Origin of the sequence: Saccharothrix sp. NPDC042600, assembly GCF_040647305.1 — a bacterium.
GTDB classification, from domain to species: domain Bacteria; phylum Actinomycetota; class Actinomycetes; order Mycobacteriales; family Pseudonocardiaceae; genus Actinosynnema; species Actinosynnema mutabilis.
Genome location: NZ_JBEZBW010000005.1, coordinates 104,028 through 125,372, shown reverse-complemented (window position 1 = coordinate 125,372; position 21,345 = coordinate 104,028). Strand labels below are relative to the sequence as shown.

The 21,345-nt window shown below is 73.5% G+C and carries 21 protein-coding genes; 9 read left to right on the top strand and 12 right to left on the bottom strand.

Features of this window, described 5'->3' with window-relative positions; all coding sequences use genetic code 11:
- Positions 1-234: 234 nt before the first annotated feature.
- The gene (locus AB0A74_RS06150) at positions 235-999 is read right to left on the bottom strand and encodes a GrpB family protein (RefSeq protein ID WP_358247798.1); all 765 of its coding nucleotides are present in this window, start codon (positions 997-999) and stop codon (positions 235-237) included.
- 91 nt (positions 1,000-1,090) lie between these two features.
- On the opposite strand from AB0A74_RS06150, the gene AB0A74_RS06145 reads away from it, so the two are divergent.
- Genes AB0A74_RS06145 through AB0A74_RS06130 form a run of 4 tightly spaced genes read left to right on the top strand, consistent with a single transcriptional unit; the run spans position 1,091 to position 6,903 of the window.
- Positions 1,091-2,047 carry a prephenate dehydrogenase gene (locus tag AB0A74_RS06145; protein WP_358247797.1) on the top strand — a complete coding sequence of 319 codons (957 nt, stop codon included), beginning with the start codon at positions 1,091-1,093 and terminating at the stop codon, positions 2,045-2,047.
- A gap of 9 nt (positions 2,048-2,056) precedes the next feature.
- Positions 2,057-3,817 carry a fibronectin type III domain-containing protein gene (locus AB0A74_RS06140; protein ID WP_358247796.1) on the top strand — a complete coding sequence of 587 codons (1,761 nt, stop codon included), beginning with the start codon at positions 2,057-2,059 and terminating at the stop codon, positions 3,815-3,817.
- 56 nt (positions 3,818-3,873) lie between these two features.
- Positions 3,874-5,673: a fibronectin type III domain-containing protein gene (locus AB0A74_RS06135; RefSeq protein ID WP_358247795.1), complete on the top strand. Its 1,800-nt coding sequence runs from the start codon at positions 3,874-3,876 to the stop codon at positions 5,671-5,673.
- Positions 5,674-5,721: 48 nt separating this feature from the next.
- Complete coding sequence (locus tag AB0A74_RS06130) at positions 5,722-6,903, top strand: thiolase family protein (protein WP_358247794.1); 1,182 nt, start codon at positions 5,722-5,724, stop codon at positions 6,901-6,903.
- 12 nt (positions 6,904-6,915) lie between these two features.
- Here AB0A74_RS06130 and AB0A74_RS06125 read toward each other — a convergent pair whose 3' ends face one another.
- Together AB0A74_RS06125 and AB0A74_RS06120 are read right to left on the bottom strand one after the other, a co-directional pair.
- Positions 6,916-7,539, bottom strand: coding sequence for a putative glycolipid-binding domain-containing protein (locus AB0A74_RS06125; RefSeq protein ID WP_358247793.1), 624 nt, complete (start codon positions 7,537-7,539; stop codon positions 6,916-6,918).
- Complete coding sequence (locus tag AB0A74_RS06120) at positions 7,536-7,709, bottom strand: antitoxin (RefSeq protein ID WP_358247792.1); 174 nt, start codon at positions 7,707-7,709, stop codon at positions 7,536-7,538. Before AB0A74_RS06120 ends, AB0A74_RS06125 begins: the two co-directional genes overlap by 4 nt.
- A gap of 141 nt (positions 7,710-7,850) precedes the next feature.
- On the opposite strand from AB0A74_RS06120, the gene AB0A74_RS06115 reads away from it, so the two are divergent.
- On the top strand, positions 7,851-9,161 hold the full coding sequence (locus AB0A74_RS06115; protein ID WP_358247791.1) for a BNR-4 repeat-containing protein: 1,311 nt from the start codon (positions 7,851-7,853) through the stop codon (positions 9,159-9,161).
- Positions 9,162-9,345: 184 nt separating this feature from the next.
- Here the strand turns inward: AB0A74_RS06115 and AB0A74_RS06110 are convergent, their stop codons facing one another.
- Positions 9,346-10,572, bottom strand: coding sequence for a thioester domain-containing protein (locus AB0A74_RS06110; protein WP_358247790.1), 1,227 nt, complete (start codon positions 10,570-10,572; stop codon positions 9,346-9,348).
- 382 nt (positions 10,573-10,954) lie between these two features.
- Positions 10,955-12,166: a DNA cytosine methyltransferase gene (locus AB0A74_RS06105; protein ID WP_343935682.1), complete on the bottom strand. Its 1,212-nt coding sequence runs from the start codon at positions 12,164-12,166 to the stop codon at positions 10,955-10,957.
- Between the two features lie 125 nt (positions 12,167-12,291).
- Here AB0A74_RS06105 and AB0A74_RS06100 point away from each other — a divergent pair, with 125 nt between their 5' ends.
- Complete coding sequence (locus AB0A74_RS06100) at positions 12,292-13,044, top strand: hypothetical protein (RefSeq protein ID WP_358247788.1); 753 nt, start codon at positions 12,292-12,294, stop codon at positions 13,042-13,044.
- A 28-nt stretch (positions 13,045-13,072) separates the two neighbouring features.
- Here AB0A74_RS06100 and AB0A74_RS06095 read toward each other — a convergent pair whose 3' ends face one another.
- Both AB0A74_RS06095 and AB0A74_RS06090 read right to left on the bottom strand, forming a co-directional pair.
- On the bottom strand, positions 13,073-14,506 hold the full coding sequence (locus tag AB0A74_RS06095) for a hypothetical protein (RefSeq protein ID WP_358247787.1): 1,434 nt from the start codon (positions 14,504-14,506) through the stop codon (positions 13,073-13,075).
- 150 nt (positions 14,507-14,656) lie between these two features.
- On the bottom strand, positions 14,657-14,869 hold the full coding sequence (locus tag AB0A74_RS06090) for a hypothetical protein (protein WP_343935685.1): 213 nt from the start codon (positions 14,867-14,869) through the stop codon (positions 14,657-14,659).
- Between the two features lie 145 nt (positions 14,870-15,014).
- On the opposite strand from AB0A74_RS06090, the gene AB0A74_RS06085 reads away from it, so the two are divergent.
- Positions 15,015-15,845 carry an NAD-dependent epimerase/dehydratase family protein gene (locus tag AB0A74_RS06085; protein ID WP_358247786.1) on the top strand — a complete coding sequence of 277 codons (831 nt, stop codon included), beginning with the start codon at positions 15,015-15,017 and terminating at the stop codon, positions 15,843-15,845.
- 79 nt (positions 15,846-15,924) lie between these two features.
- Here AB0A74_RS06085 and AB0A74_RS06080 read toward each other — a convergent pair whose 3' ends face one another.
- Entirely contained in the window at positions 15,925-16,809 is an 885-nt protein-coding gene (locus AB0A74_RS06080) for a ribonuclease Z (protein ID WP_358247785.1), read from the bottom strand.
- Between the two features lie 17 nt (positions 16,810-16,826).
- On the opposite strand from AB0A74_RS06080, the gene AB0A74_RS06075 reads away from it, so the two are divergent.
- Positions 16,827-17,642: a serine hydrolase domain-containing protein gene (locus AB0A74_RS06075; protein WP_358247784.1), complete on the top strand. Its 816-nt coding sequence runs from the start codon at positions 16,827-16,829 to the stop codon at positions 17,640-17,642.
- On the opposite strand, the gene AB0A74_RS06070 is transcribed toward AB0A74_RS06075, so the two are convergent.
- The 3 genes from AB0A74_RS06070 to AB0A74_RS06060 are packed head-to-tail and all read right to left on the bottom strand — an operon-like array spanning position 17,608 to position 19,214.
- Positions 17,608-18,579 carry an NAD(P)-dependent alcohol dehydrogenase gene (locus tag AB0A74_RS06070; RefSeq protein ID WP_358247783.1) on the bottom strand — a complete coding sequence of 324 codons (972 nt, stop codon included), beginning with the start codon at positions 18,577-18,579 and terminating at the stop codon, positions 17,608-17,610. The two genes, AB0A74_RS06075 and AB0A74_RS06070, sit on opposite strands and share 35 nt — an antisense overlap.
- A gap of 5 nt (positions 18,580-18,584) precedes the next feature.
- Entirely contained in the window at positions 18,585-18,743 is a 159-nt protein-coding gene (locus AB0A74_RS06065; protein ID WP_358247864.1) for a helix-turn-helix transcriptional regulator, read from the bottom strand.
- Between the two features lie 60 nt (positions 18,744-18,803).
- Entirely contained in the window at positions 18,804-19,214 is a 411-nt protein-coding gene (locus tag AB0A74_RS06060; RefSeq protein ID WP_358247782.1) for a hypothetical protein, read from the bottom strand.
- Between the two features lie 197 nt (positions 19,215-19,411).
- Between AB0A74_RS06060 and AB0A74_RS06055 the strand changes: the two genes are divergently transcribed.
- A complete protein-coding gene (locus AB0A74_RS06055; protein ID WP_358247781.1) occupies positions 19,412-20,071 on the top strand; it encodes a hypothetical protein in 660 nt (219 codons plus the stop codon).
- A 64-nt stretch (positions 20,072-20,135) separates the two neighbouring features.
- On the opposite strand, the gene AB0A74_RS06050 is transcribed toward AB0A74_RS06055, so the two are convergent.
- Positions 20,136-21,191 (bottom strand): serine hydrolase domain-containing protein, encoded by a 1,056-nt coding sequence (locus tag AB0A74_RS06050; RefSeq protein ID WP_358247780.1) that lies wholly within the window; start codon positions 21,189-21,191, stop codon positions 20,136-20,138.
- Between the last annotated feature and the right edge of the window lie 154 nt (positions 21,192-21,345).

The window sequence follows — 21,345 nt, the reverse complement described above, 5'->3', positions numbered from 1 at the left end:
CTCACCCGCGCACCACGCGCCGCCGAGCCCACCGCCGACTCCACCCCGCCGAGCCCCACCGCCGACTCCGCCCCGCCGAGCCCGCCGCCAACCGCACCCGCCGGGCCCGCCCCGCCGAGCCCCCGCCGCCGGGCCCGCCCCGCCGAGCCCGCCCCACCAAGCCGGCGCCGCCGACCCCACCCCGCCGAGCGCTGTCACACCCACTTCGAGGACAGGCCCTAGGCGGTTCCCGGCTCAGCGGTGGCTGGTGATGAAGGTCGATTTGGCGCGCGTGTAGTCGTCGTAGTCCGGGTCGCCGGCGTGGTCGCGGGCTGCTTGGTCCTTCAGCTCCTCATAAGCGCGGCGGGTGGCGGGGTCCGCCCTCAGGCGGTCGCGGAAGTCCGTCGTCGCCCTGCACCACGGGGAAGTGAGCAGGCGGACGTGCAGGATCGTCGGGGCGGCCGGGTCGGGGCGGAGGTAGAGGCGCTTGCGGTAGACCTCCGGCGCGCCGCCGCCGTCCAGCGGCAGGTCGTCGTGCACTCCCGGGGAGTCGGGGCGGGAGCCGCGCGCCGGGAGGAAGCCCGCGGTGGTCAGCACCTCGTCCACCTCGGCGTCGGGGAGGGCCGTGGCGCCGATCTGGAGGTCGATGAAGCGCTTCGCCCGCAGGTCCGGCACGGCGGTCGAGCCGATGTGGTCGTAGGTCCAGCGGCCGTCGTCCCGGTGGCGCAGGGCCCGGGACAGGCGGGTCAGGAGGATCGAAGCCAGGTGCGGCAGGGTCGGGTCGTGGGGGTGCAGGACGGCCGGGGCCGAACGACCACCGTCCAGACCGGCCAGGCGGCGGGCGAAGGGCTGCACGCGGTGGGTCCACAGGTCGGTCACGTCCGGCGCGGCGGGCACCTCCTCGCCGATCACCAGGGCCGCCGGGCCCGGGCGGTCCACCACTGACACCGTGAGCAGGCCCTCGGTGTCGTGGGCGCGGAGTTCCGCCGCCACGGACTCGGCCTCGGGGCCCCTGATCACGTCGATCCGCACGGTCCGGGAGACGTGCCGGGGCACTCACCGGTTGCGCAGTTCGCGGGAGATGTCGGGGTGCGCCGGCAGGATGTGGCGCGTGCGTGACGTGTGCGTGGTCGGACTGGGGTTGATCGGTGGCTCGGTGCTGCGGGCCGCCGCCGCTGCCGGGCGGGTGGTGTGGGGCGCCACGGCCTCGGCGGCGGACGCCGACGCCGCGCGCGGGGACGGCTTCGAGGTGCTGGACACCGAGGACGCCCTGCGGCGGGCGCGGGAGCGGGACGCCCTGGTGGTCGTCGCCGTGCCGCTGCCGGCGGTGGAGGACGTGGTGCGACTGCTCCCCGACGGGGTTCGGCTGACCGACGTCGTGAGCGTCAAGGGGCCGGTCGCCGAGCTGGTCGCGCGGGTGGCTCCGACCGCCCGGTACGTCGGCGGGCACCCGATGGCGGGCACGTCCGCCTCCGGGTGGGGCGCGGGCACCGCCGAGCTCTTCCGGGACGCCGCCTGGGTGGTCACCGCCGAGGACGGCTCCGACCTCGACGTGCTGACCGACGTGCTGGAGCTGGCGCTGGCCGCCGGGGCGCACGTCGTCCCCACCACCGCCGCCGAGCACGACGCGGCCGTGGCCCGGATCTCCCACCTCCCCCACGTCCTCGCGGCGGTGCTGGCCAGCGTCGGCGCGGACGGCGGGCCGCTGGCCCTGGCCCTGGCGGCGGGCTCGTTCGGGGACGGCACGCGGGTCGCGGGCAGCCGGCCCGAGCTGGTCCGCGCGATGTGCGAGGGCAACCGGTCCGCCCTGCTGGACGCCGTGGACGACGCCCTGGGCCGGTTGGGGGCGGCGCGCGGGTCGCTCGCGTCCACCGGTGGCCTGGCCAAGACGATCGACGCCGGGCACGCGGCGCGGCGGGCGCTGGTGCAGGGGCGGACCGCCGAGTTGACCGACCTGACCATCGACCTCACCTCGCCGCAGGCGCTGGCGGCCCTGCGCGCGCTGGGGTCGCGCGGCGGGCGGATCGTTGGGCTGAACGGCAGCACCGCGCTCGCGCGCACCTCATAGGCTCGACGGGTGCGGCGCAATGTCCTCGTCTGGCTCGGCGGTCTCGTGCTCGTGGCGGGCGCGGTGGTCGTGCTGCGCAACGAGTCCGCACCGCCGCCGCCGCGGGAGTTCGCGCGGTTCCTGGACGAGCGGGTGGAGCACGTCGCCGACACGCAACCGCTGCGCCGGCCCGCCGACCTCAAGCTCACCGCGCTGGACGCGACCAGCCTGCGCGCCACGTGGACGCCGACCGACGGCCTGCCCCACGGCGGGTTCGAGGTCCGCTGGGCCGGCCGCACGCGCCTGGTGCGGGGCACCGAGACCGAGCTGACCGGCCTCGACCCGGACGGCGAGGTCGCCGTGGAGGTGCGGGCGGTCGGGCCGCTCGGCGACCGGTCCGAGCCGGTGGTCGCCAAGGCCGTGCCGCGCCTGGTGCACGACCCGGCGTGGGCCGACGGGCTGGTCCAGCCGATCGACCGGTTCGACGGGCCGGAGGCGTTGAGCCCGCGCCGGTGGCGGGTCGTGGACGGCGGCGGCGAGTGCCTGGGGCTGCGCCCGCTCAACGGCCGCCGCCTGGAGGTCGCCTGCGACCTGCTCGACCTGCAGTCGAACGTGCCGCTGCGGCTGGGCGTGCCGGCGGCGGACGGCGCGGTGGGCCGGGTCGTCGTCACCACCGACGGGCCGACGGCCGCCGACGGCCGGGTGCTGCTGGCGCTGCTGCCCGAGCCGTTCCAGGACCTCGGGCACCTGACCAAGCCGTACCCGCCGGGCTCGGTGGTGCTGACCCTCGCCCGGCACGGCGCGACGTTCGACTTCGGCGACGGGCTCACCCCGACCACGAAGGTCGTCCCGGTCGTCGGCACCGCCCCGCCGCCCACGCCCGGCGTGCGGCACCGGTGGGAGCTGCGGGTGCTGCCGGACGCCGTGGTGGCGTTGCGGGACGGCGAGGCGCTGGCCACCGCGCCGGTCGCGGTGCCGTGGACGACCGCGCACCCCCGGCTGGCGTTCCGGGACGCGCGCGGCACGCGGGTGGACACGTTCGGCGTGGGTGGCGCGCCGGAGAGCCCGGTGCCGGTGTCGCTGGTGCGGCTGGGCACGCCGCGGCTCGTCGAGGACGTGCTGGTCCCGCTGGGCGCCGTGGCGCCGAACCGGCTGGAGGGCGCGAGCGGGGTGCGGGTGGTCGCGCGGGTGGCGCGGCAGCGCGGCGGCGCGGCCCTGCCGGTCACCGTCGAGTTCGGGGACCGGTCCGCGCCCGCCGTCTCCGTGCCGTTCGGCGGGACCGGGCCGATGGCCGCCCAGTTCGTGTACGCCGACTTCCCGCAGCCCCTGCCGGACCGGGAGGTCGAGGTGCGGCTGCGGGCGCCGGAGGCGTTCTTCGTGCTCGACGCGCACCTGCTGGTGTCCGACGGGCGGGCCACGGCGCGCCGGCCGTTGCCCCGGATGGCCGACCAGGGGCCGGCGACGCCGGAGGTGCCGGAGGCGGTGGTGGTCGTCGTGCACGAGAGCGGGCCGGGTGGCGCGTTCCCGCGCGGCGGCAAGGCGCGGGTGGTGGTCGAGCTGGACGGGACGCCGGGCGAGGTGGCGGCGGTCAAGGGCGTCGAGGTGGACCTCGACGGCGAGGGTGTCGTCGTGCTGCCCACCAACGGGTCGGCGGGCGGGCGGCTGGAGTTCCTGGTGGACCTCGACCGGGTGCCGACCGGCAGCCACCGGGTGGCCGTGCGGGTGCTCCCGGTGGACGAGCGGGGCCGGACCCGGTCGGCGGAGTACTCGTTCGAGATCCGGCCCCTGTAGATATCGGGTGCGCAACGGCCCGTGACCGCGATCACCGCGCGACATAGCTTGACCGCATGGACCGTCGCCGGATCGCCGTCATCGCCGCAGGTGTCGTGCTGTTCGGCGGGGTGGTGGCGGTGCTGCGGACCAACGGCGTCGGCGAGCAGGCGACCGCGACCTCGACGTCCCAGCCGCCGCCCACGTCGCTCGCGCCGTTCGCCGCGCCGGGCGTGCTGGTGCCGACGCCGGGGGCCGCGCCCGGGTCGCCGCGCGCCCCGCGGGTGGTGCCCGGTCCGCGCCGCCTCCAGGTGCTGTGGACCGGGGACGCGCCGGGGTATGAGGTCCGCTGGGGCCGGGACGGCAAGCCCGAGCAGACCAGGCTCGTCGCGCAGCCGGCGACCGAGCTGACCGGGCTGGACGACGGGACCGAGTACACGGTGGACGTCCGGGCGGTGGACGCGTTCGGGCAGCGGTCCGAGCCGCTGCGCGTGACGGGCACGCCGAAGACGGTGCAGGTCGGCGACTACGCCTTCGCCGACGCGTTCGACCGGCCCGACGCGCCCGACCCGGCGCGGTGGCGGCTCGCGACGCGGGGCACGTGTGCCCGCGCCGGGTCCGACGCCGGCCGGCTGGTGATCAGCAGCACGTGCGCGGCGGCGCCGACGTCGCTGCGGTCGCGGGCGCCGTTCGTGCTGCGGGACGCGGACGAGCTGGGCCGGTTCGTGGTGGAGACCGACGCGCCGGGCGCGGACGGCGAGCTGTTCCTCGACCTCGTGCCGGGGCCGGTCAGCACGGTCATGGGCGACGGCCTGCCGCCCGACGCGGTCCGGCTGCGGGTGGCGTCCGGCAACGGCCGGACCACCGCCGAGGTGGTCACGCCCGAGGGCGCGCCGTCCACGGTCGTGCGGGAGGTGCCGCCGCTGCACCACGCGCTGACCCACCGGTGGGAGCTGGTGCTGCGCCGCGACGGGACGCGGGTGCTGCTCGACGGCGACGTGGTGGCGACCAGCCCGGTCGTGCCGCGGTGGCGGGAGGCGACCGCGCTGGTGTCGGTGGCCGGGCCGACCGGGCAGCGCGTGCACGTGGGGCTGGTGGCGTTCGACGGGGCGCCGACCGGTGCGCCGCCGGTGCTGGCGGGTCCGCCGGTCCAGGTGGCCGTGGTGGCGGACTCGGGTCCGCTGACCGGGTCGCCGATCACCGGGGTGGTCGGCGGGCAACTCCGGATGGCGCTCCTGCACACCGACGGTTCGCCGACCGCGCCGGAGTTCACGCTGGCCGTGGGCGGCACGCGGGTGCCGCTGCGCCCCGCCGTGCCGGGCGCGCCGTGGCGGGCGGGCGTCGGGTACCCGGTGGTGGCCGACGTGCCGGCGGACGCGTTGCTGCTCGACGACGGCCGGCTGCGGGCGAACGTCCTCACGCCGCTGCGCGTCCAGGCCACCCACGTGGACCTGGAGCTGACGCCCGCGCCGGGCGCGCCGGCCACGTCGCCCGCGGGGACCGCGCCGTTGCCCGAGGTGGAGCTGGACCTGGCCCGGATCGACGGGACGATCCTCGACGCGAGCGGCAAGCCGGTGCCGGAGGGCGCGACGGTGCACCGCGGGCGGCTGGTGTTCGACCTGACCCTGGTGGGGCGGCCCGGTCAGCGCGGCACGGGCCTCGCGGGGCTGGCCGGGTTCACGGTGCGGCTGGACGAGGAGCGGGTGGCGGCGGTGCCGACGAACCTGGGCGGGCCGGGGGTCGCCGGGACCTACCGGCTCGCGCTGGACACCAGCGGGCTGTCGGCGGGCCCGCACATGATCGAGGTGCGGCTGTTCAGCACGTCCGCCGACACGCGTCCGACCTCGGCTTTCGTGCCGTTCCTGGTGACCGCGTGACCGGTGCGTGAGCTGCCGGCCCCCCGGTTCCGGTGTCAAGATGGGGCCATGCAGCGCCCGCTGATCCTCGACGCCGCGCGCACGCCGTTCGGCCGCTACCGCGGCGGGCTGGCCGGGGTGCGCGTGGACGACCTGGCCGCCCTGCCGATCACCGAGCTGCTGCGCCGCCACCAGGTGGACCCGGCGCGTGTGGACGACGTGCTGTACGGCAACACGAACGGGGCGGGCGAGGAGAACCGGAACATCGGCCGGATGGCGGCGCTGCTGGCCGGGTTGCCGCCGACCGTGCCGGGGGTCGCGGTGAACCGGCTGTGCGCGTCCGGCGGCGAGGCGGTCGTGCAGGCGGCGCGGGCGTTGGCGCTGGGGGACGCGGACCTGCTGGTCGCGGGCGGGGTGGAGGGCATGACCCGGGCCCCGTTCGTGGTGCCGCGGCCGGACAAGCCGTTCGCCGACCGGCTGGAGCCGGTGTCCACGGCGCTGGGCTGGCGGCTGGTGAACCCGCGGATGCGGGCGGAGTGGACGGTGCCGCTCGGGCGGGCGGCGGAGGACGTGGCCGTGTCGCTGGGGATCACCCGCGAGCAGATGGACACCTACGCGCTGCGGTCGCACCGGCGGGCGTCGGCGGCGTGGGACGCGGGCGTGCACGACGGGTTCGCGTTCGCGGTGCAGCTGCGGGACGGGTCGGCGGTGCGGCGGGACGAGTCGGTGCGGCCGGAGACGTCGCTGGAGAAGCTGGGCCGGCTCGCGTCGGCGTTCTCCGAGGGCGGGCCGGTGACGGCGGGCAACTCGTCGCCGTTGAGCGACGGCGCGGTGGCGGTGCTGATGGGCACCGAGCGGGTGGCCGCCGACCTGGGCGTGACGCCGCTCGCGGAGTTCCTGGGCAGCGCGGTGACGGCCGACGAGCCGCACCGGTTCACGCTGACCCCGGTGACCGCGATCCGGAAGCTGCTCGCGCGGCTGGGGATGGCGGCCGAGGACGTGGACCTGTGGGAGATCAACGAGGCGTTCGCGGCGATGGCGCTGTCCGTGCTGCACCACCTGCCGGAGGTGGCGCGGGAGAAGGTCAACGTGCACGGCGGCGCGATCGCCTACGGGCACCCGCTGGGAGCGTCCCTGCCCCGCGTGGTGGTTGACCTGTGCCGCCACCTGCGGGCCCGCGGCGGCGGCACCGGCATCGCGGCGGCCTGCGTGGGCGTGGGCCAGGGCATGGCCATCGCGGTGCGCGCCTGACCCGCCGGCGCGTCAGATGCGGTAGGCGATGCCCGGGTAGTCGACGACCAGGCCGGTGCGGTCCACGGTGATGTCCTGGCGGAAGTCGCCGCTCTCGAACGACACCACGGAGTGCTCGTCGCCCACGGACACGGTCCGGTACTTCTGGCGCACCAGCCGCACGGACAGGTCGGGCAGCGTCACGTAGACCACGGGCAGCTCGTGCTCGCCGGGCTCGGTCTGGAGGTTGAGCCGCCGCACGGGGATGGCGTTGAACAGCACCGCGGACTGCACGTCCACGTCCACCGCCCCGTCGAAGTCGGCCCGCTCGGCGCCCTGGCCGTGGTCGACCAGCCAGACGCCCTCCGAGGACCGGGACACCGAGATCTGGCGCTCCTCGGACACGGTGGCGGTGCGCAGCAGCAGCCGGGTCACGTTGCCGGTCTCGCCGACGCTGACCTCGAACGAGCCGCTGAACTGCTCCTCCGGCCCCGCCGTCACGATCCGGCCGGACGCCCGCAGCTTGCGCTCCGACAGCAGGAAGCGGACCTGTTCGAGCCGGGGCACGTCGTACCCCTGCCAGGTCACGATCTGCGCGGAAGGAGAGCGGGCCTCCCCGGTCTGGGTGACCCGCTCAGCCGTGTTGAACGAGTTCACTCTCCACCCGGAAGGATGTCCTTGGCCTTCTCGGCCACCTGCTTGACCTGCTCCTCGTGACCGAACCTGCCCGCGATGAAGTCGGCCGCGGCGTCGATGCCCTGGTCCACCTTCTCGTGGTTCTCCTCAAGCAGCTCGGACGCCTTGTTCTTGATCTCGTCGAAGTTCATCGTGCTCCTTCGCACTCCTGACGCAGGCTACCCGAATCGCCCCGGCGTCCCCAGCGGCAAACGCTACCGCCGGCGTGCGAAGATGGCTCGCCGCCGCCTGGTCGGCCACGTCCCGTGGCCGTGGACCAGGAGGTAACGGCCATGTCACGGCTGTTGAGCCTGTTGGCAGCGCTCACGTTGATCCCGGTGGCCCCCGCGCACGCCGGCGCGGACGGCTTCACCGTCCAGACCCCCGCCACCTCGGTCGCCGCCCGCAGCGACCGCCGCCCCGTCGCGGGCGGGGTGCACGACCCGGTCGCCCGCAAGACCTTCATCTCGTGGTCGGGGCGGTTCGAGGACAACCACGTCCAGTCCTACGACCACCGCACCGGCACGTGGTCCGCGCCGGTGCGGGTCGGCGACGGGGGCTCGGACGCGCACAACTACCCGACGATGGTCCAGGCGCCCGACGGGCACCTGCTCGTGTTCCGCGGCATGCACAACGTCGAACTGGTCATGTCCCGCTCGCCGCGCCCGCACTCGATCGAGGGCACCTGGACCGAGCGCGTGATCTCGCGGGACGCGGCCACGTACCCGATGCCGTTCGTCACCCCGGACGGGGCGGTGTACGTGTTCTTCCGCGAGACGTCGCACGACCTCGACCCGGGCGTCCCCACCGACACCCGGCCGATGCAGTACGTCGTCTCCCACGACAGCGGCCGGACCTGGCGCACGTCGCGGGAGCTGACCGGCCACCCGTTCGTGATCGGCTCGACCAGCCGGGCGGACAACATGAACGAGGTCTACGTCGGCCAGCTGCGCCCGGAGCCGAACGGGCGGGTGCGGATCGTCTACACGCTGGCCGGCGGCGGGCCGGAGGGCCACAGGCACGACCGGTACCACCGGAACGTGTACTACACGTGGTTCGACCCGCGGAACCGGCACTTCTACTCGGCGGCCGGCCGCGACCTGGGCACGCAGGTGGACGACGCCGACCAGGAGACGCACCTGAAGGTCGCCGAGACACCGCTGACCGTGCCCGGCGGGGTGAAGTCGCCGGACTACGTCCAACTGGTGGGCGCGACGGCGGGGCGGCCGTTCGTGCTGTGGTTCACCGGCGACGCCGACGGCGGACCACTGCACAACTTCCTGTCCCGCTGGACCGGGAGCCGGTGGGAGACCCGGGAGGTGGCGCGCGGCCTGCGCCCGCGTGAGATGGAGCCACTGCACGGCGGCACGACCTGGCGCGTCTACGCGACCACCCAGGACGGCGCGCCGGGCGTGCGGACGTTCCTGGTGCGCGACGGGCGGTGGACGGCGGGCGCGGTGATCCCGACGCCGAAGCCGGTGCAGCGCATCGAACTGATCACCGGCTTCCGCGACCCGGCACGCCTGCTCATGTCCGGCGCGTCGAGCGCCCGGGACGTGGCCGTGGCCGACGGCGACATCTACGTAGCCGGCCTCACCCGCTGACCCGACCCTGGACGCGACCGGAACCACCGACCCGACCCGGACCGCCGGCCTGATCGGAACCACCGACCCGACCGCAACCACCGACCCGACCGGAACCGCCGACCGGCCGGAACCCCGGTCTGGTCCGAACGCGGAACGGCCCCCTCGGGAGTCCCGAGGGGGCCGTTCGTCGAGCTGTCGCCTATCAGGCGGTCTTCTTGCGACGCACGATGATCAGCGCGGCGGCGCCGGCGCCGAGCAGGCCGAGGCCGATCAGCAGCGGCACGAAGATGGACGCACCGGTCGAGGCCAGGTCGTCGTCACCGCCACCGGCGGCCGGGGCCGGGGTGGTGGTGGTCGTCGGGGCCGTGGTCGTGGTGGTGGTCGTCGTCGTGGTCTCCGACGGCGTGGTCGGCTTGACGTTCTCGACCCACTTGACCTTCGCGGTGTCCTTGACCGACGCCGGGGTCGGCTTGGCGATCACCAGCGACTGCGTCTTCTTGCCGTCCTTGCCCACGAACAGGCGGCCGTGCTGCAGCTCCGCGGTGGCGCGGACGGTGAACTCGACCTCGCCCGGAGCGACGCCCTCGGCGACCTTGACGTAGACCTCGGCGATGTTGACCTGGGAGGCGGCGCGGAAGTCACCGTTCGCGGCGACGGCGAGCTCCTTGCCGTCCTTGTCGGTGAACGTGACGCCGGTCGGCAGGTTCGCCTCGATGGTGCCCTTGACCGTCGTGGTGCTGATGACGAACGGGCCGATCAGCGTGCCGGCCTTGCCCTCCAGCTCCTTCGGGTCGATCTTCAGCGTCGGGTTGGGCTCCTGGTCGAGGCCCGGGTTGTTCTCCGTGAGCTTCTTGTACATGGCGAGCACGTCGGCGTCGACGTCGTCCGGCTCGACCGTCGGGTCGCTCTCCTTGAGCACGACACCGTCGGTGAAGTGCCAGATGGCGGCCTGCGTGGCCGCGATCACCGAGCTCTCCTTGGCACCCTCGGCGCCCAGCTCCTTCGCCACGTCCTTGTAGGGCAGCTTCGGGTAGCTGTGGTGGAGGATCCAGTTCACCTGGGCCGCGTTCTCGGGGAACGTGGAGTCCGGGTTGGGGTGGTCGCCCCACGGGGCCTCGATCAGCGGGGTGCCGTCTTCCAAGCCGGTGGGCAGCTCGACGCAGTAGGCGACAGCGGTGTCCTTCTCGCCGCCCTCCTTGATCAGGAGGCCGATCAGCTCGGTGTTGACCGGCTTTCCGCCCTCGTAGTCCTCAAGCTTGCCGTCCGCCTTCTTCTTCTGCAGGTGCACGCCCATGCCCTGGATGTCGGCGGACGGGTGCGGCTTCACCTCGACCGCTTCGGCGACGGCGGGGAGCGCGGTGGTCAGAGCGAACAGAGAGGCGCCAAGGACCGCAGCCCCTACGCGCTTCAGGGTCAACCGGGGTGCCATGTGTCTCCTTGAGGCTCGCGAGTAGCCCGTTGGTGTGGTTCGAGGCGGCGGGCTTCGAGTCGTCTTCGGGGGACCGCCTGGCAGGGGCTCCGACACCGAATCGACAGGAATCGGCGGAACACTATCCGATCGGGTTACCCCCGAACAGGTGTGGGTGACACTCTGTGTAGCAGTGGCTACGAGCAGCCAAAACGCGAGTGGACAGTCCACAAGGGACGATCGACAGAGGGCCCACGCTTGGGCCGGACGGCCGTTTCGCCTACCGGCGAAAGGTCTCGACCAGTACACGCGGAACAGATCACCGCAGGTCAGGACTGGTGTGGACCACCGACGCGGAAACCCGTAGGAACAAACCGACGCCGGTCCGTTGCCGAAAAGTGATCTAGGCGACCAGTTCGGCCGCGCCGATCGGCCGGATGTCCCCCACGCGCAACGAGGTCCCGGGCAGGCACAGGTCCTTCGCGGTCGGCGGCTGTCCACTCAGGATCCACTTGCACAACGCCGCGAGCTGGTATGACACCAACGGGGGAACGGCATCGCCCAAGTGGCGGTAAGCGTTGCCGATGATGGACACGTCGAACCGGAACTTGCGCGGGAACCCCTGCAACAGCGCCATCTCCCGGACCGTGCACAGCCGGTGCTGCACGGGGTGCGCGTACCGGCCGTTGCCGACGTGCCCGCACTCGCGCTTGATGGTCCGCGCCGGCTCGTCCCACCACATGCGCCCGTAGACGTCCGGGTGGGACCCCCACTTGCCGTCGTCGATGATCTTGCGCTGCGCCGGGTTCAGCAGCTCCTCGGCGGGCGACCCGACCAGGTCGCCCCACGAGCCGCCGTCGGCCGGGATCGCCATCATGCGTTCGAGGGACTTCGCGCTGCGGAACGACGGCGACACGTGCATCGCGTCCTCGGGGTCCGCCACGCCCGCCTCGACCGGCGGCAACTTGCCGATCGCGCGCCGGACGGTCACCGCGCCGGGCCGGACCTCCCAGCCCGACCAGAGGTCCTCCATGGTGCGCAGCGGGACGCCGGTGTCCACGGCGACGACCATCGCGCGCTCGCGCAGCTGCGGCAGCCCGAAGCGGGACAGCATGTGGCAGCTCGCGTCGACTTCGTACCCGAGTTCGACGAGCTGGTCGACCAGGCCGTCCAGGTGGTGGCGCTGCTTGCCCTTGACCAGCTCACGGGCGTTCTCCAGCAGCATGACCCGCGGCCGGAACTCCGCCACGTACGCCGCGACCCGGCCGACCAGCGAGTTGCGCGGGTCGTCGCGCAGGTGGTTGGCGGGCGAGATGCGGGTGAAGCCGGAGCACGGCGGGCAGGCGACCAGCACGTCCAGCTCGCCCCGGCGCAGGTTCCAGACCTGCCGCAGCACGGCGGGGTCGAGCCGGCCGAGGTCCACCTGGAGCGGGTCCACGCCGATGTTCTCGCGGTAGGTCCCGTTGCAGCGCAACGAGCCCAGCCGCGACGACGGCTTGCCGATCTGCGCGTCGGCCGCGCCGACCACGGTGAAGTCGCGGTGCGCTTGGAACCCGAGGCTCATCCCGCCCGCGCCGGAGAACAGGTCGACGACCTTGTAGCTGGGTCCGCGCACCCGGCGATCCTACGGCGCGACACCAAATCCCCCGTGCGCGGTTGCCGGGTGCCGGCCGGGTGGATCACGTAGCTTGCCCCGCACGCGAGGCCGGCGGCCGAGCCTCCGCGACGAAGGAGCGGCAATTGGATGCAGCGCTGCCACCCGCCTGGCAACGACCAGACCCGTTGCGCGGCTTGGACAAAGTGCCGTGGTCCGAATTGGACCACGGCCGCGGTGTCGATGACCTGCTGCGCCGCACCGCCGAGGGTGATCTTGAGGCGGTGGGCGAGCTGGAGAGCCGGCTGTTGGACGACGACACGGTGTCGGAGGCGAGCTTCCACGCCGTGCCGTTCCTGGTCGAGCTGGCGGCCAACTACAAGGTGCCCGGCGCGGCGCGGGACCGGGTGGTGTTCCTGCTGGCCGCGATGGCCCTGGCGGGTGCCGGGTTCACCGACGACGGCAAGCGGACCCGCCGCCACTGGAACCCGGTGCGCCGCGAGCTGCCGCGCCTGCCGCCGGACTGGATCACCCAGACGCGGTACGCCGTCGCGAAGGGCGCGCCGAAGGTGTTCGACGCGCTGGCCGGTGCGGAGGTGGCGTGCGCGCTCGCCCTGGCCGTCGCGGTGCCCGAGGTGGTGCCCAAGCACGTCGTGGACGTGGCGCAGGGCATCGCGTTCGCCGGCACCCACCCGCAGTTGCTGGTGGAGGCGGCGTGCGTGGCCCTGCACCTGCTGCTGGACGAGGGCACGGACGACACGTGGGCCTACGCCCTCGCGCAGGGCGACCCCGGGGAACTGGCCCGCTACGAGAGCGGCGCGTACCCGGCCCACCAGCCGCCCGCCGTGACGGCGCAGCTGATGGGCTTCCGGTACGCGTTCCGCGCGGCCTACGGCTGACCCGTCCGCCGAGGGGTCCGACGGGCGCCTAGGCCGTGACCGCGCCCAGCTCGACCACCGGGGCCAGGACCTCGTCCTCGACCGCGACCGGGACGGCCGGCTCCAGCGGGCCCAGGGCGGTGCCCCACTCCTGGTCGGCCAGGGCGAAGGCGGCCACCGTCAGCGCCACCACCGGCCGGCCCGGGTTGAGCTGGTCGGCGACGAAGTCCAGCTCCAGCCGGGCCCCCAGCGGCGACGGGCGCAGCCGCAGGTAGCCGTGCGGGGTCTCGTCGGGGTGGGCGAAGCGGCACGACCACTCGGTGAACACGATCGGGCGTTCCACCGTCTCGGTCGGGTTGAGCGCGCGCACGTTCGCGCCGACCGAGCCGTGCCGGAACGCGTCCGCCGCCCCGACCAGCAGCTCCTCGAACTCGATGGACGACACGCCCAGGTCGTGCCCGGCGACCAGGGCGACCTGCACCAGCGCCAGCGGCAACTGCGGCAGGGCGTCCTCGAAGCACACCATCGCGCCGCCGTACCGGGTGTTGATCTCGGTGGGCAGGAAGCCGTCGGCGGTGGCGATGCCGTCGAGGGTGAACGTGCCGCGGTAGTCGACCGTCTCGCGCAGGCGCTCGCCGACGCGGCGAGCCAGGTTGCGCATCTCCTCGCGGATGCGGGTGGGCGGGTCGTAGTACGACGCGCAGCCCGCGTAGAGGAACCGGGCTTGGCCCGCGCGGCGCGGGACGACCATCTCGATCGGGCGCAGCACGGCGGTGCCGTCCGGGAAGACGATGCCGTGCACGCTGACCGGGATGCCCTCCAGGAACGGCATCACCCGCACGAACTCGCACTTGGGCGCGAGCACCTGGAACGCGTCCAGGGCCTCCTCGCGGTTGCGGACGCGGCGCACGAAGTTCGCGCCGCCGTTGATCGCCGGGCCGTCGCCGGACCAGACGACGCCCGCGCCGCGGTCGAGCTTGAGCGTGGCGTCCCACAGGCCCTCGAAGTCGAGGTCCAGCACCACGGCCGGGGCGCGCGGCGCGGACAGCTCGTCCCACAGCGCGTCGATCGTGGTCTTGTTCTCCAGGTCCACCCATTCGGGGCGGCGCGCGTTGAGCACGGGCCGGCCAGCGAACTCGGGCGTGTGCACGTAGGGGGTGCTGATCACCAGCGCGTCGCCGGTCGGGTCGAAGTCCTCCAGGACCTCGCGGACGCGGCGGTTGGGCGAGGTGAGCAGCTTGGTCAGGCGGTTCTGCTCGACGGCGACGAACCCGCCCGCGATGCCCAGCGGCACCCAGCGGGCCACCTCGGAGTCGTGCAGCGGCGCGTGGTCGTCCGTCGAGAGCACGAGCGTATGGCGGGCGCCCAGCTGGTGCAGCTCACCGGCGCGCGTACTCAGCCGAGTACCGCCCGCGAGCACGACCAGCCGGTCGCCGAACAAGGTGCCGAGGCGCGCGTGGAGCGCGGAAAGGACATGATCCATCGCCGAGAACTCGCTTTATGAGAAGCAGACGAGACAACCGGCGAGCGCCGGGTGTCACGCACTGTAGAGGTCCGCGAGTGGATCGGCCTAGCACGGTCTGGCAACGACCGGATGAAACTTGCCGATGGCGGTGGAACCCGCCGCGCGAGATCATCGAGCGGCGGCGCGAAGCACCTGGTCAACCTGGATCAGGAAGGCCTTGCGGTGGTCGGTCTGGGGCACCTGGAGGAGGAGGCCGAGCAGCGTGTCGTCGAGCGACGGCGGTGCGGCGGCGACGATCGCCGCGGCGGTCTCCAGGAAGCGCTGCCGCTTGGCCTCGTGCACGGCGTGTTCCGCGAGAACGCCCTCGATGCTCGTGTGCATGGCTGGGTGCGGGTAACTCACTTGGGTTGTATCGGCCGCCGCCAACAACACCTTTAGGGTCAATTTCCACCGGTTCGCTGACACCCGACCGGGTGGTTGCGGGCCTGTGCGTCGCCGACCGGGTGATCGTGTTGGGATGTCCGGCATGCGTGTTCTGGTCACCGGCAGCCGGGGTTACCTGGGTCGTTCCGTTGTCGAACAGCTCACCGGGGCCGGGCACGAAGTGGTGCCGTTCGCGGGCGACGTCCGCTCCGCCGAGGTGCCGGCGTGCGACGGGGTGGTGCACCTGGCGGCGCTCGTGCGGATCAGGGAATCGTTCAACAATCCCCTCGACTACTACGACGTCAACGTGACCGGCACGCTGCGGCTGCTCCGCGCGGGCGCGCCCCGGTTCGTCCTGGCGTCCACGGCGGGGGTGTACGGGACGCCGTGCGGCCCGGTGCTGGCCGAGGACCACCCGCGGATGCCGACGAACCCTTACGCGGCCACGAAAGCCGCCGCCGAGGACGCCGTCACGTGGTCCGCGCGGACCGGGGTCGCGGGGGCGGTGCTGAGGTTGTTCAACATCGCCGGCGGCGGCGACCGGGACGACACGCGGCTGGTGACGCGGGCGTGCGGGGTGGCGGCGGGCCGGTTGCCGTCGCTGGAGGTCTTCGGGGACGGGATGGCGGTGCGCGACTTCGTCCACGTCCGCGACGCGGCCCGGGCGTTCGTGGTGGCCCTGGAGACCGCCGAGCCGGGTCGGTGCGCGGCCTACAACGTCGGGGCGACCCCGGCGAGCGTGACCGAGGTGGTGGCGGCGGTCGAACGGGTCACCGGGCACCCGGTCGAGGTCGTCCGCCGCCCCGCCCACCCCGGCGAGACGCGCGAGCTGCGGGCCGACACGGCGAGGCTGCGCGGCCTGGGCTGGGAGCCGCGCGAGTCGGGCTTGGCGGAGATCGTCGCCGACCAGTGGGCCGCCGAACGCCGCCACTGACCCGGGCGCGCGGCCGGGGGGCGAACGGGTCGGGCAGCGGGGGCAGGGCGCGGGTGGCGGTTGATTGGGTGGCGGGTGGTCAGCGTCGTTTGGGCACCGGTACCCGGTCCAGGTCGGCGGCGACCACCAACTCGCCGTCGAACAGCTCCGCCGCCTCCGCCCGGAACGCCCCCGGGTCGGTGTAGCGCTGCGAGAAGTGCGTCAGCACCAGCTTGCGCACCCCGCACTCGGCCGCCACCCGCGCCGCCTGCCGCGCGGTCAGGTGGCCGTAGTCGACCGCCAGCCGCTCGTCCGCGTGCAGGAACGTCGACTCGATCACCAGCAGGTCCGCGCCGTCCGCCAGCTCGTACACCCCGTCGCACAGCCGCGTGTCCATGACGAACGCGAACCGCTGCCCCGGCCGCCGCACGCTGACCTCGTCCAGCAGCGGCGGTTCCAGCGCCCGCACGGCCGGGCCGCTGATGCCGCGCGCCGCCAGCAGCTCGGGGACCATGCGCCGGCCGTCCGGTTCGACCAGGCGGTAGCCGTAGGTCTCGATCACGTGGTCCAGCCGCCGGGCCTCCAGGACGCCGAACGGGCCCTCCGCGACCACGCCCGGACCGTCCACCGGCACCTCGCGCAGGTCCAGGGTGTCGAAGAACGAGCTCGCGTGCCGCAACCGCCCGAAGTACTCCTCGCCGGACGCCGGGTAGTAGGCGTGCACCGGGTGCGGCGCGCGGTCGAGGGACAGGCGTTGCACCACGCCGGGCACGCCCAGGCAGTGGTCGCCGTGGAAGTGCGTGACGCACAGGCGGGTGACGTCCCGCGCGGCCACGCCGGCCATCAGCATCTGGCGCTGCGTGCCCTCGCCGGGGTCGAACAGGAATCCCTCGTCGTCCCACCGCAGCAGGTAGCCGTTGTGGGCGCGGGTGCGGGTGGGTACCTGGCTCGCGGTGCCGAGCACGACCAGCTCACGGGGTGACACATGGCAGAGTCTGCGGCATGGAGAGTCTGCACGCGGTGTCCCGGTGGCCGGTCGAGACGGCGGCGGCCGCGGTCGTCGACGCCTCCGGGCGGGTGCTCGGCGCGACCGGCCCCACCGACCACCGCTTCCCCCTGGCCTCGGTGACGAAGCTGCTCACGGCGTACGCGGTGCTGGTGGCCGTGGAGGAGGGGGCGGTGGAGTGGGACCAGCCGGCCGGGCCGGAGGGTTCGACGCTGCGCCACCTGATCGCGCACACGTCCGGGCTGGCGTTCGACTCCGCCGCGGTGCAGGCCGCGCCCGGCGCCAAGCGGATCTACTCCAACACCGGCTTCGAGCTGATGGCGGACACCGTGGCCGCCGCCACCGACATCCCGTTCGCGGACTACCTGGCGGAGGCCGTGTTCACGCCGCTGGGCATGACCTCGTCCACTTTGGACGCCTCCCCCGCCGCCGGCGCCACGTCCACCGTGGACGACCTGGTCCGCTTCGCCGCCGAGGTGCAGGCCCCGAAGCTGGTCTCCGCCGGGCTGGTGGCCGAGGCGGTGTCCGTGGCGTTCCCCGGCCTGCGCGGTGTCCTGCCCGGCTACGGCATGCAGAAGGACAACGCCTGGGGCCTGGGTTTCGAGGTCCGGGCGGACAAGTCGCCGCACTGGACCGGGACGACCAGCTCGCCGCGGACCGCCGGCCACTTCGGTCAGAGCGGCACGTTCCTGTGGATCGACCCGGACGCCGGCGCGGCGTGCGTGGCGCTGGCCGACCGGCCGTTCGGCGAGTGGGCGGTGGCGGCGTGGACGCCGTTCACCGACGGGGTGCTGGCGGAGCTGCGAGGCTGATCACGGCCTGGCCGCGCACGACACCGCGACGCACGTCCTCGATGGCGCGCGGGACCTCGTCGAGCGGGTAGGCCCGGTCCAGCACCGGACGCACGTCGCCGGCTTCGATGAGGTCCTTGAGGGCGAGGAGGTCGTCCCGGCTGTCCTTGTGCACCAGGACCTTCACCTTGAAGTGGCGGAACGGCGCGGCGAGCAGGGCGCGCAACCACCGGTCGGTGCCCATGAACCACTTGCCGCCCGTGCCGCCGACCAGGACGAGCGTCCCGCCGGGCTTGAGGACGCGTCCGCAGTCCTTGAGGGACGGGTTGCCGTAGACGTCGATGAGAGAGTCGTACCGGCCGCCCCACTCGCCGCGGGTGTGGTCGAGAACGCGGTCCGCGCCGAGGTCGCGCACCAGGTCCGCCTTGGCCGGCCCGCAGATCCCGGTCACCTCCGCGCCCCGCGCCTTGGCGATCTGGACCGCGTACGTGCCGACGCCGCCGGACGCGCCGGAGATCAGCAGCTCCCGGCCGGTCGCCGCCCGGACCGCCTGGAGCGCGGTGAAGGCGGAGATCGGGACGGCGGCGGCCTGGTCCGGCGTGAGGTTCGCGGGCTTGGCGACGAGCTGGTCCGCGGGCACGGCCACCAGTTCGGCGCAGGTGCCGGCGTGCCAGCCGAACACCTCGTCCCCCGGCTCGAACGCGGTGACCCCGGCGCCGACGGCCTCGACCGTGCCGGCGAGTTCGAGCCCGAAGAACCGGGCGCGCGGTCTTCGCAGTCCGGTGGCGAACCGGGCCACGTACGGCAGGCCGCGGACGAGGTGCCAGTCCGTGCCGGACAGGGGCACCGCCGCGACCCGGACCAGCACCTCCCCGGCGCGCGGCTCGGGCGGCTCGACGTCCCGCACGACGAGCACGTCCTCGGGCGCTCCGTAGCGTTGGTGCACAACGGCCTTCACCTGGCTCACTCCTCCGGGTACTGGAACACGTCGGTCAGCGGCACGCCGAACACGCGCGCGATCTGGAACGCCATCTCCAGCGAGGGCGAGTACCGGCCCTGCTCGATGGCGATGATGGTCTGGCGGGTGACGTCGACGGCCTTGGCCAGCTCCGCCTGCGTCATCTCCCCGTGCGCGAACCGCAGCGCCCGGATCGAGTTGGTGACCTTCGTCGGCTTGCCCACTCAGAACCCCCGCCGGTACGCGACGAGCTTGACGACGCTGCCGACGACCGCCGCGAGGACGAACGCCGCGTACATCGCGTTGGCGATCCAGAAGTGCCGGGCCTCGGCGAGGGTCAGCGCGAGCGGGCCGACCATGGCGACCCCGAGCACGGTCCCGGCGACGTACTCGCCGCGCCGGTTGACGTCCCGGTCCCGCTCGTCGGTCTTCTGGTCGCCGCGCGTGAAGATCTCGACCAGGATGCGCGCGACGACGGTCCCGACGATGGCAAGGCCGATCGCCCACAGCAGCGCGCCCTTGTAGGCGACGTCGGCCAGCGGGCCGTCCCGGTTGAGCAGGACGACCGCGTACGCGGCCCACGTCCCGACGGTGACCAGCAGGTACACCCATGTCCCGCGCTCTTCGTACGACACGCCGACCCCCGTGGATGTAAAGAAAACCTGACACGAGTCAGTGTCAAGCAGGGGCGACATGGTGTCAAGCATGTTTGACACGGCTCGGTCGTCCGGGACAGTCCGGGAGCGTCGGAGCCGCTTGTCGGACACCGGTTCGCACGGATTGCCTTCGAGTCGAGCGACCTCCGCTCGTCACCCCTACCGAGGAGAAGGCTTTGATCACCCTGCTCAAGAGGTTCGGCAAGAAGTCGGCCCTGGCGCTGGCCGTCGCCGGCGTGCTGGGAGCGGTGGCGCTGAGCGCGTCCGACCGGGCCCCCGAGATCGTCCCCGTCGCCGCGACGCAGGCCGACCGCGCGAGCCTGGGCGCGGAGACCGTGAGCGCGCTGGACAACCTCGCCCGCACCGGCAAGCTCACCGACGCCGACCGCAAGGCGCTGGCGAAGAACCGCGACGTGGCGCGCCAGGTCGTCGACCCGGCCAAGACGAAGGTCCACGAGGTGTCCACCGCGACGGCCGGGAAGGCCGGCAAGTCCGGCTGCCACCGCGCGGACCGCTACATCTCCTACAGGACCGTGTTGGGCGCGAAGGCGTTCGAGTGGCACAAGGTGCTGCACTACTGCTGGTCGGCGAGCGGCAAGGTGACGATCAAGGAGCGCCGGCACTACATCAAGAACAACGACGGCTTCAACTACGACCGTGGCTTGGTGAGCAACACGCAGAGCGGTAAGAACACGCCGCACTACGCGTCCACGATGCAGGGCAAGGTGGAGAACTGCATCATCAAGTACGGCTGCATCAAGATGAACAACCCGTACATCCGGATCGTGGTCAACGGCAAGAAGGGCCTGCCGTACCAGATCTGGCAGCGCCCCTGAGCGGGTTCCGACCCTGCGCACGAGAACCGCCGCGACGCCCTCGCGGCGGTTCTCGCTTTCGTGCTTACTCGCCGCAGAGCGCGGTGGCCGCGAGCTTCTTGTGGGCGGCCTCGAACCGCTGTCGCGTCGCCGGGTCGAACGGGTCGATCGCGCCGTGGGTGATCGAGAACTCGACGCGACGGGTGCCGTCGGCCGTGCCGTACATGTACGAGGTCGCGCTCTGGGTGCCGCCGGTGTGGCCGAAGGCGGTGCAGCCGGGGGCGAAGTCGTTGCGGAACAGGCCGAGCCCGATCCGCTCGCCGGGCACCGGCGTCGGCAGGGAGGTGCGCATCTGCGCCAGCAGGTCGGGCCGCAGGAGCCGGCCGCCGAGCAGGGCGGTGAGGAACGCGTCGAGGTCCCCGGTGGTCGAGATGATCTCGCCCGCCGCGCCCGCCCAGGACGGGTTCATCCGGGTGATGTCGACGACCTGGAGCCGGCCGTTCTCGGGGAAGGCCATGTAGCCGTGGGCGTGCGGGCCGGGGATTCCGGTGCGCGTGCCGGGCAGGGTGGTGTCGTGCAGGCCGAGGGGCTTGAGGATGCGCCGTTCGACCTGGGTGGCGTACCCGGTGCCGGTGACCTTCTCGACGAGCAGGCCGAGGAGGGCGTAGTTGGTGTTGGAGTAGGCGTAGCGGGCGCCCGGCTCGAACCGCGCGGGCTTGGCGAGGGCGGTGCGGACGAGGTCGTCGGCTTCGTAGGTGCGGAACAGGTTCTCGACGTACTCGCGGCCCCACAGGGGGAGGCCGGGGTCGGGCGTGCCGTCGGCCTTCACGTCGCCGGTGTAGTTGAAGAGGCCGCTGGTGTGCTGCAACAGCATGCGGACCGTGATGCGGCGGTCGAGCCCGAACCGGGGCAGGTGGTCGGCGACCGGTTCGTCCAGCCGGACCTTCCCCTCACCCACGAGCTGCAACACCACGGTCGCCACGAACGTCTTGGTGATGCTCCCGGCCCGGAACCGCCCGCCGGGCAACGGCTTCACCGAACTCCCCAACGCCCGAGCCCCGGCACTACCACTCCACTCGCCCCGCCGATCACTGACCCGAACCACCACACCGACCCCACCGGCCGCCACGACCTCGTCCATGGCCTGCCGAACCCCAGCCACCCCGGCCCCACCAGGAGCCGCACCCGCCTGCCCACCCAACCCCACAGCCACCGCGACAGCCGCGACAGCCGCGACGACACCGATCCACCGCATTCCGGTCCCCCTCAACGCTTCGAGATTGTCGAGGTCGAAC

Excerpts from the sequence above, each read along its gene's own strand:
- AB0A74_RS06135 (WP_358247795.1), top strand. The coding sequence starts at position 3,874 with ATGGACCGTCGCCGGATCGCCGTCATCGCCGCAGGTGTCGTGCTGTTC.
- AB0A74_RS06130 (WP_358247794.1), top strand. The coding sequence starts at position 5,722 with ATGCAGCGCCCGCTGATCCTCGACGCCGCGCGCACGCCGTTCGGCCGC.
- AB0A74_RS06120 (WP_358247792.1), bottom strand. The coding sequence starts at position 7,709 with ATGAACTTCGACGAGATCAAGAACAAGGCGTCCGAGCTGCTTGAGGAG.
- AB0A74_RS06115 (WP_358247791.1), top strand. The coding sequence starts at position 7,851 with ATGTCACGGCTGTTGAGCCTGTTGGCAGCGCTCACGTTGATCCCGGTG.
- AB0A74_RS06110 (WP_358247790.1), bottom strand. The coding sequence starts at position 10,572 with ATGGCACCCCGGTTGACCCTGAAGCGCGTAGGGGCTGCGGTCCTTGGC.
- AB0A74_RS06095 (WP_358247787.1), bottom strand. The coding sequence starts at position 14,506 with ATGGATCATGTCCTTTCCGCGCTCCACGCGCGCCTCGGCACCTTGTTC.
- AB0A74_RS06090 (WP_343935685.1), bottom strand. The coding sequence starts at position 14,869 with ATGCACACGAGCATCGAGGGCGTTCTCGCGGAACACGCCGTGCACGAG.
- AB0A74_RS06085 (WP_358247786.1), top strand. The coding sequence starts at position 15,015 with ATGCGTGTTCTGGTCACCGGCAGCCGGGGTTACCTGGGTCGTTCCGTT.
- AB0A74_RS06075 (WP_358247784.1), top strand. The coding sequence starts at position 16,827 with ATGGAGAGTCTGCACGCGGTGTCCCGGTGGCCGGTCGAGACGGCGGCG.
- AB0A74_RS06065 (WP_358247864.1), bottom strand. The coding sequence starts at position 18,743 with ATGACGCAGGCGGAGCTGGCCAAGGCCGTCGACGTCACCCGCCAGACC.
- AB0A74_RS06050 (WP_358247780.1), bottom strand. The coding sequence starts at position 21,191 with ATGGACGAGGTCGTGGCGGCCGGTGGGGTCGGTGTGGTGGTTCGGGTC.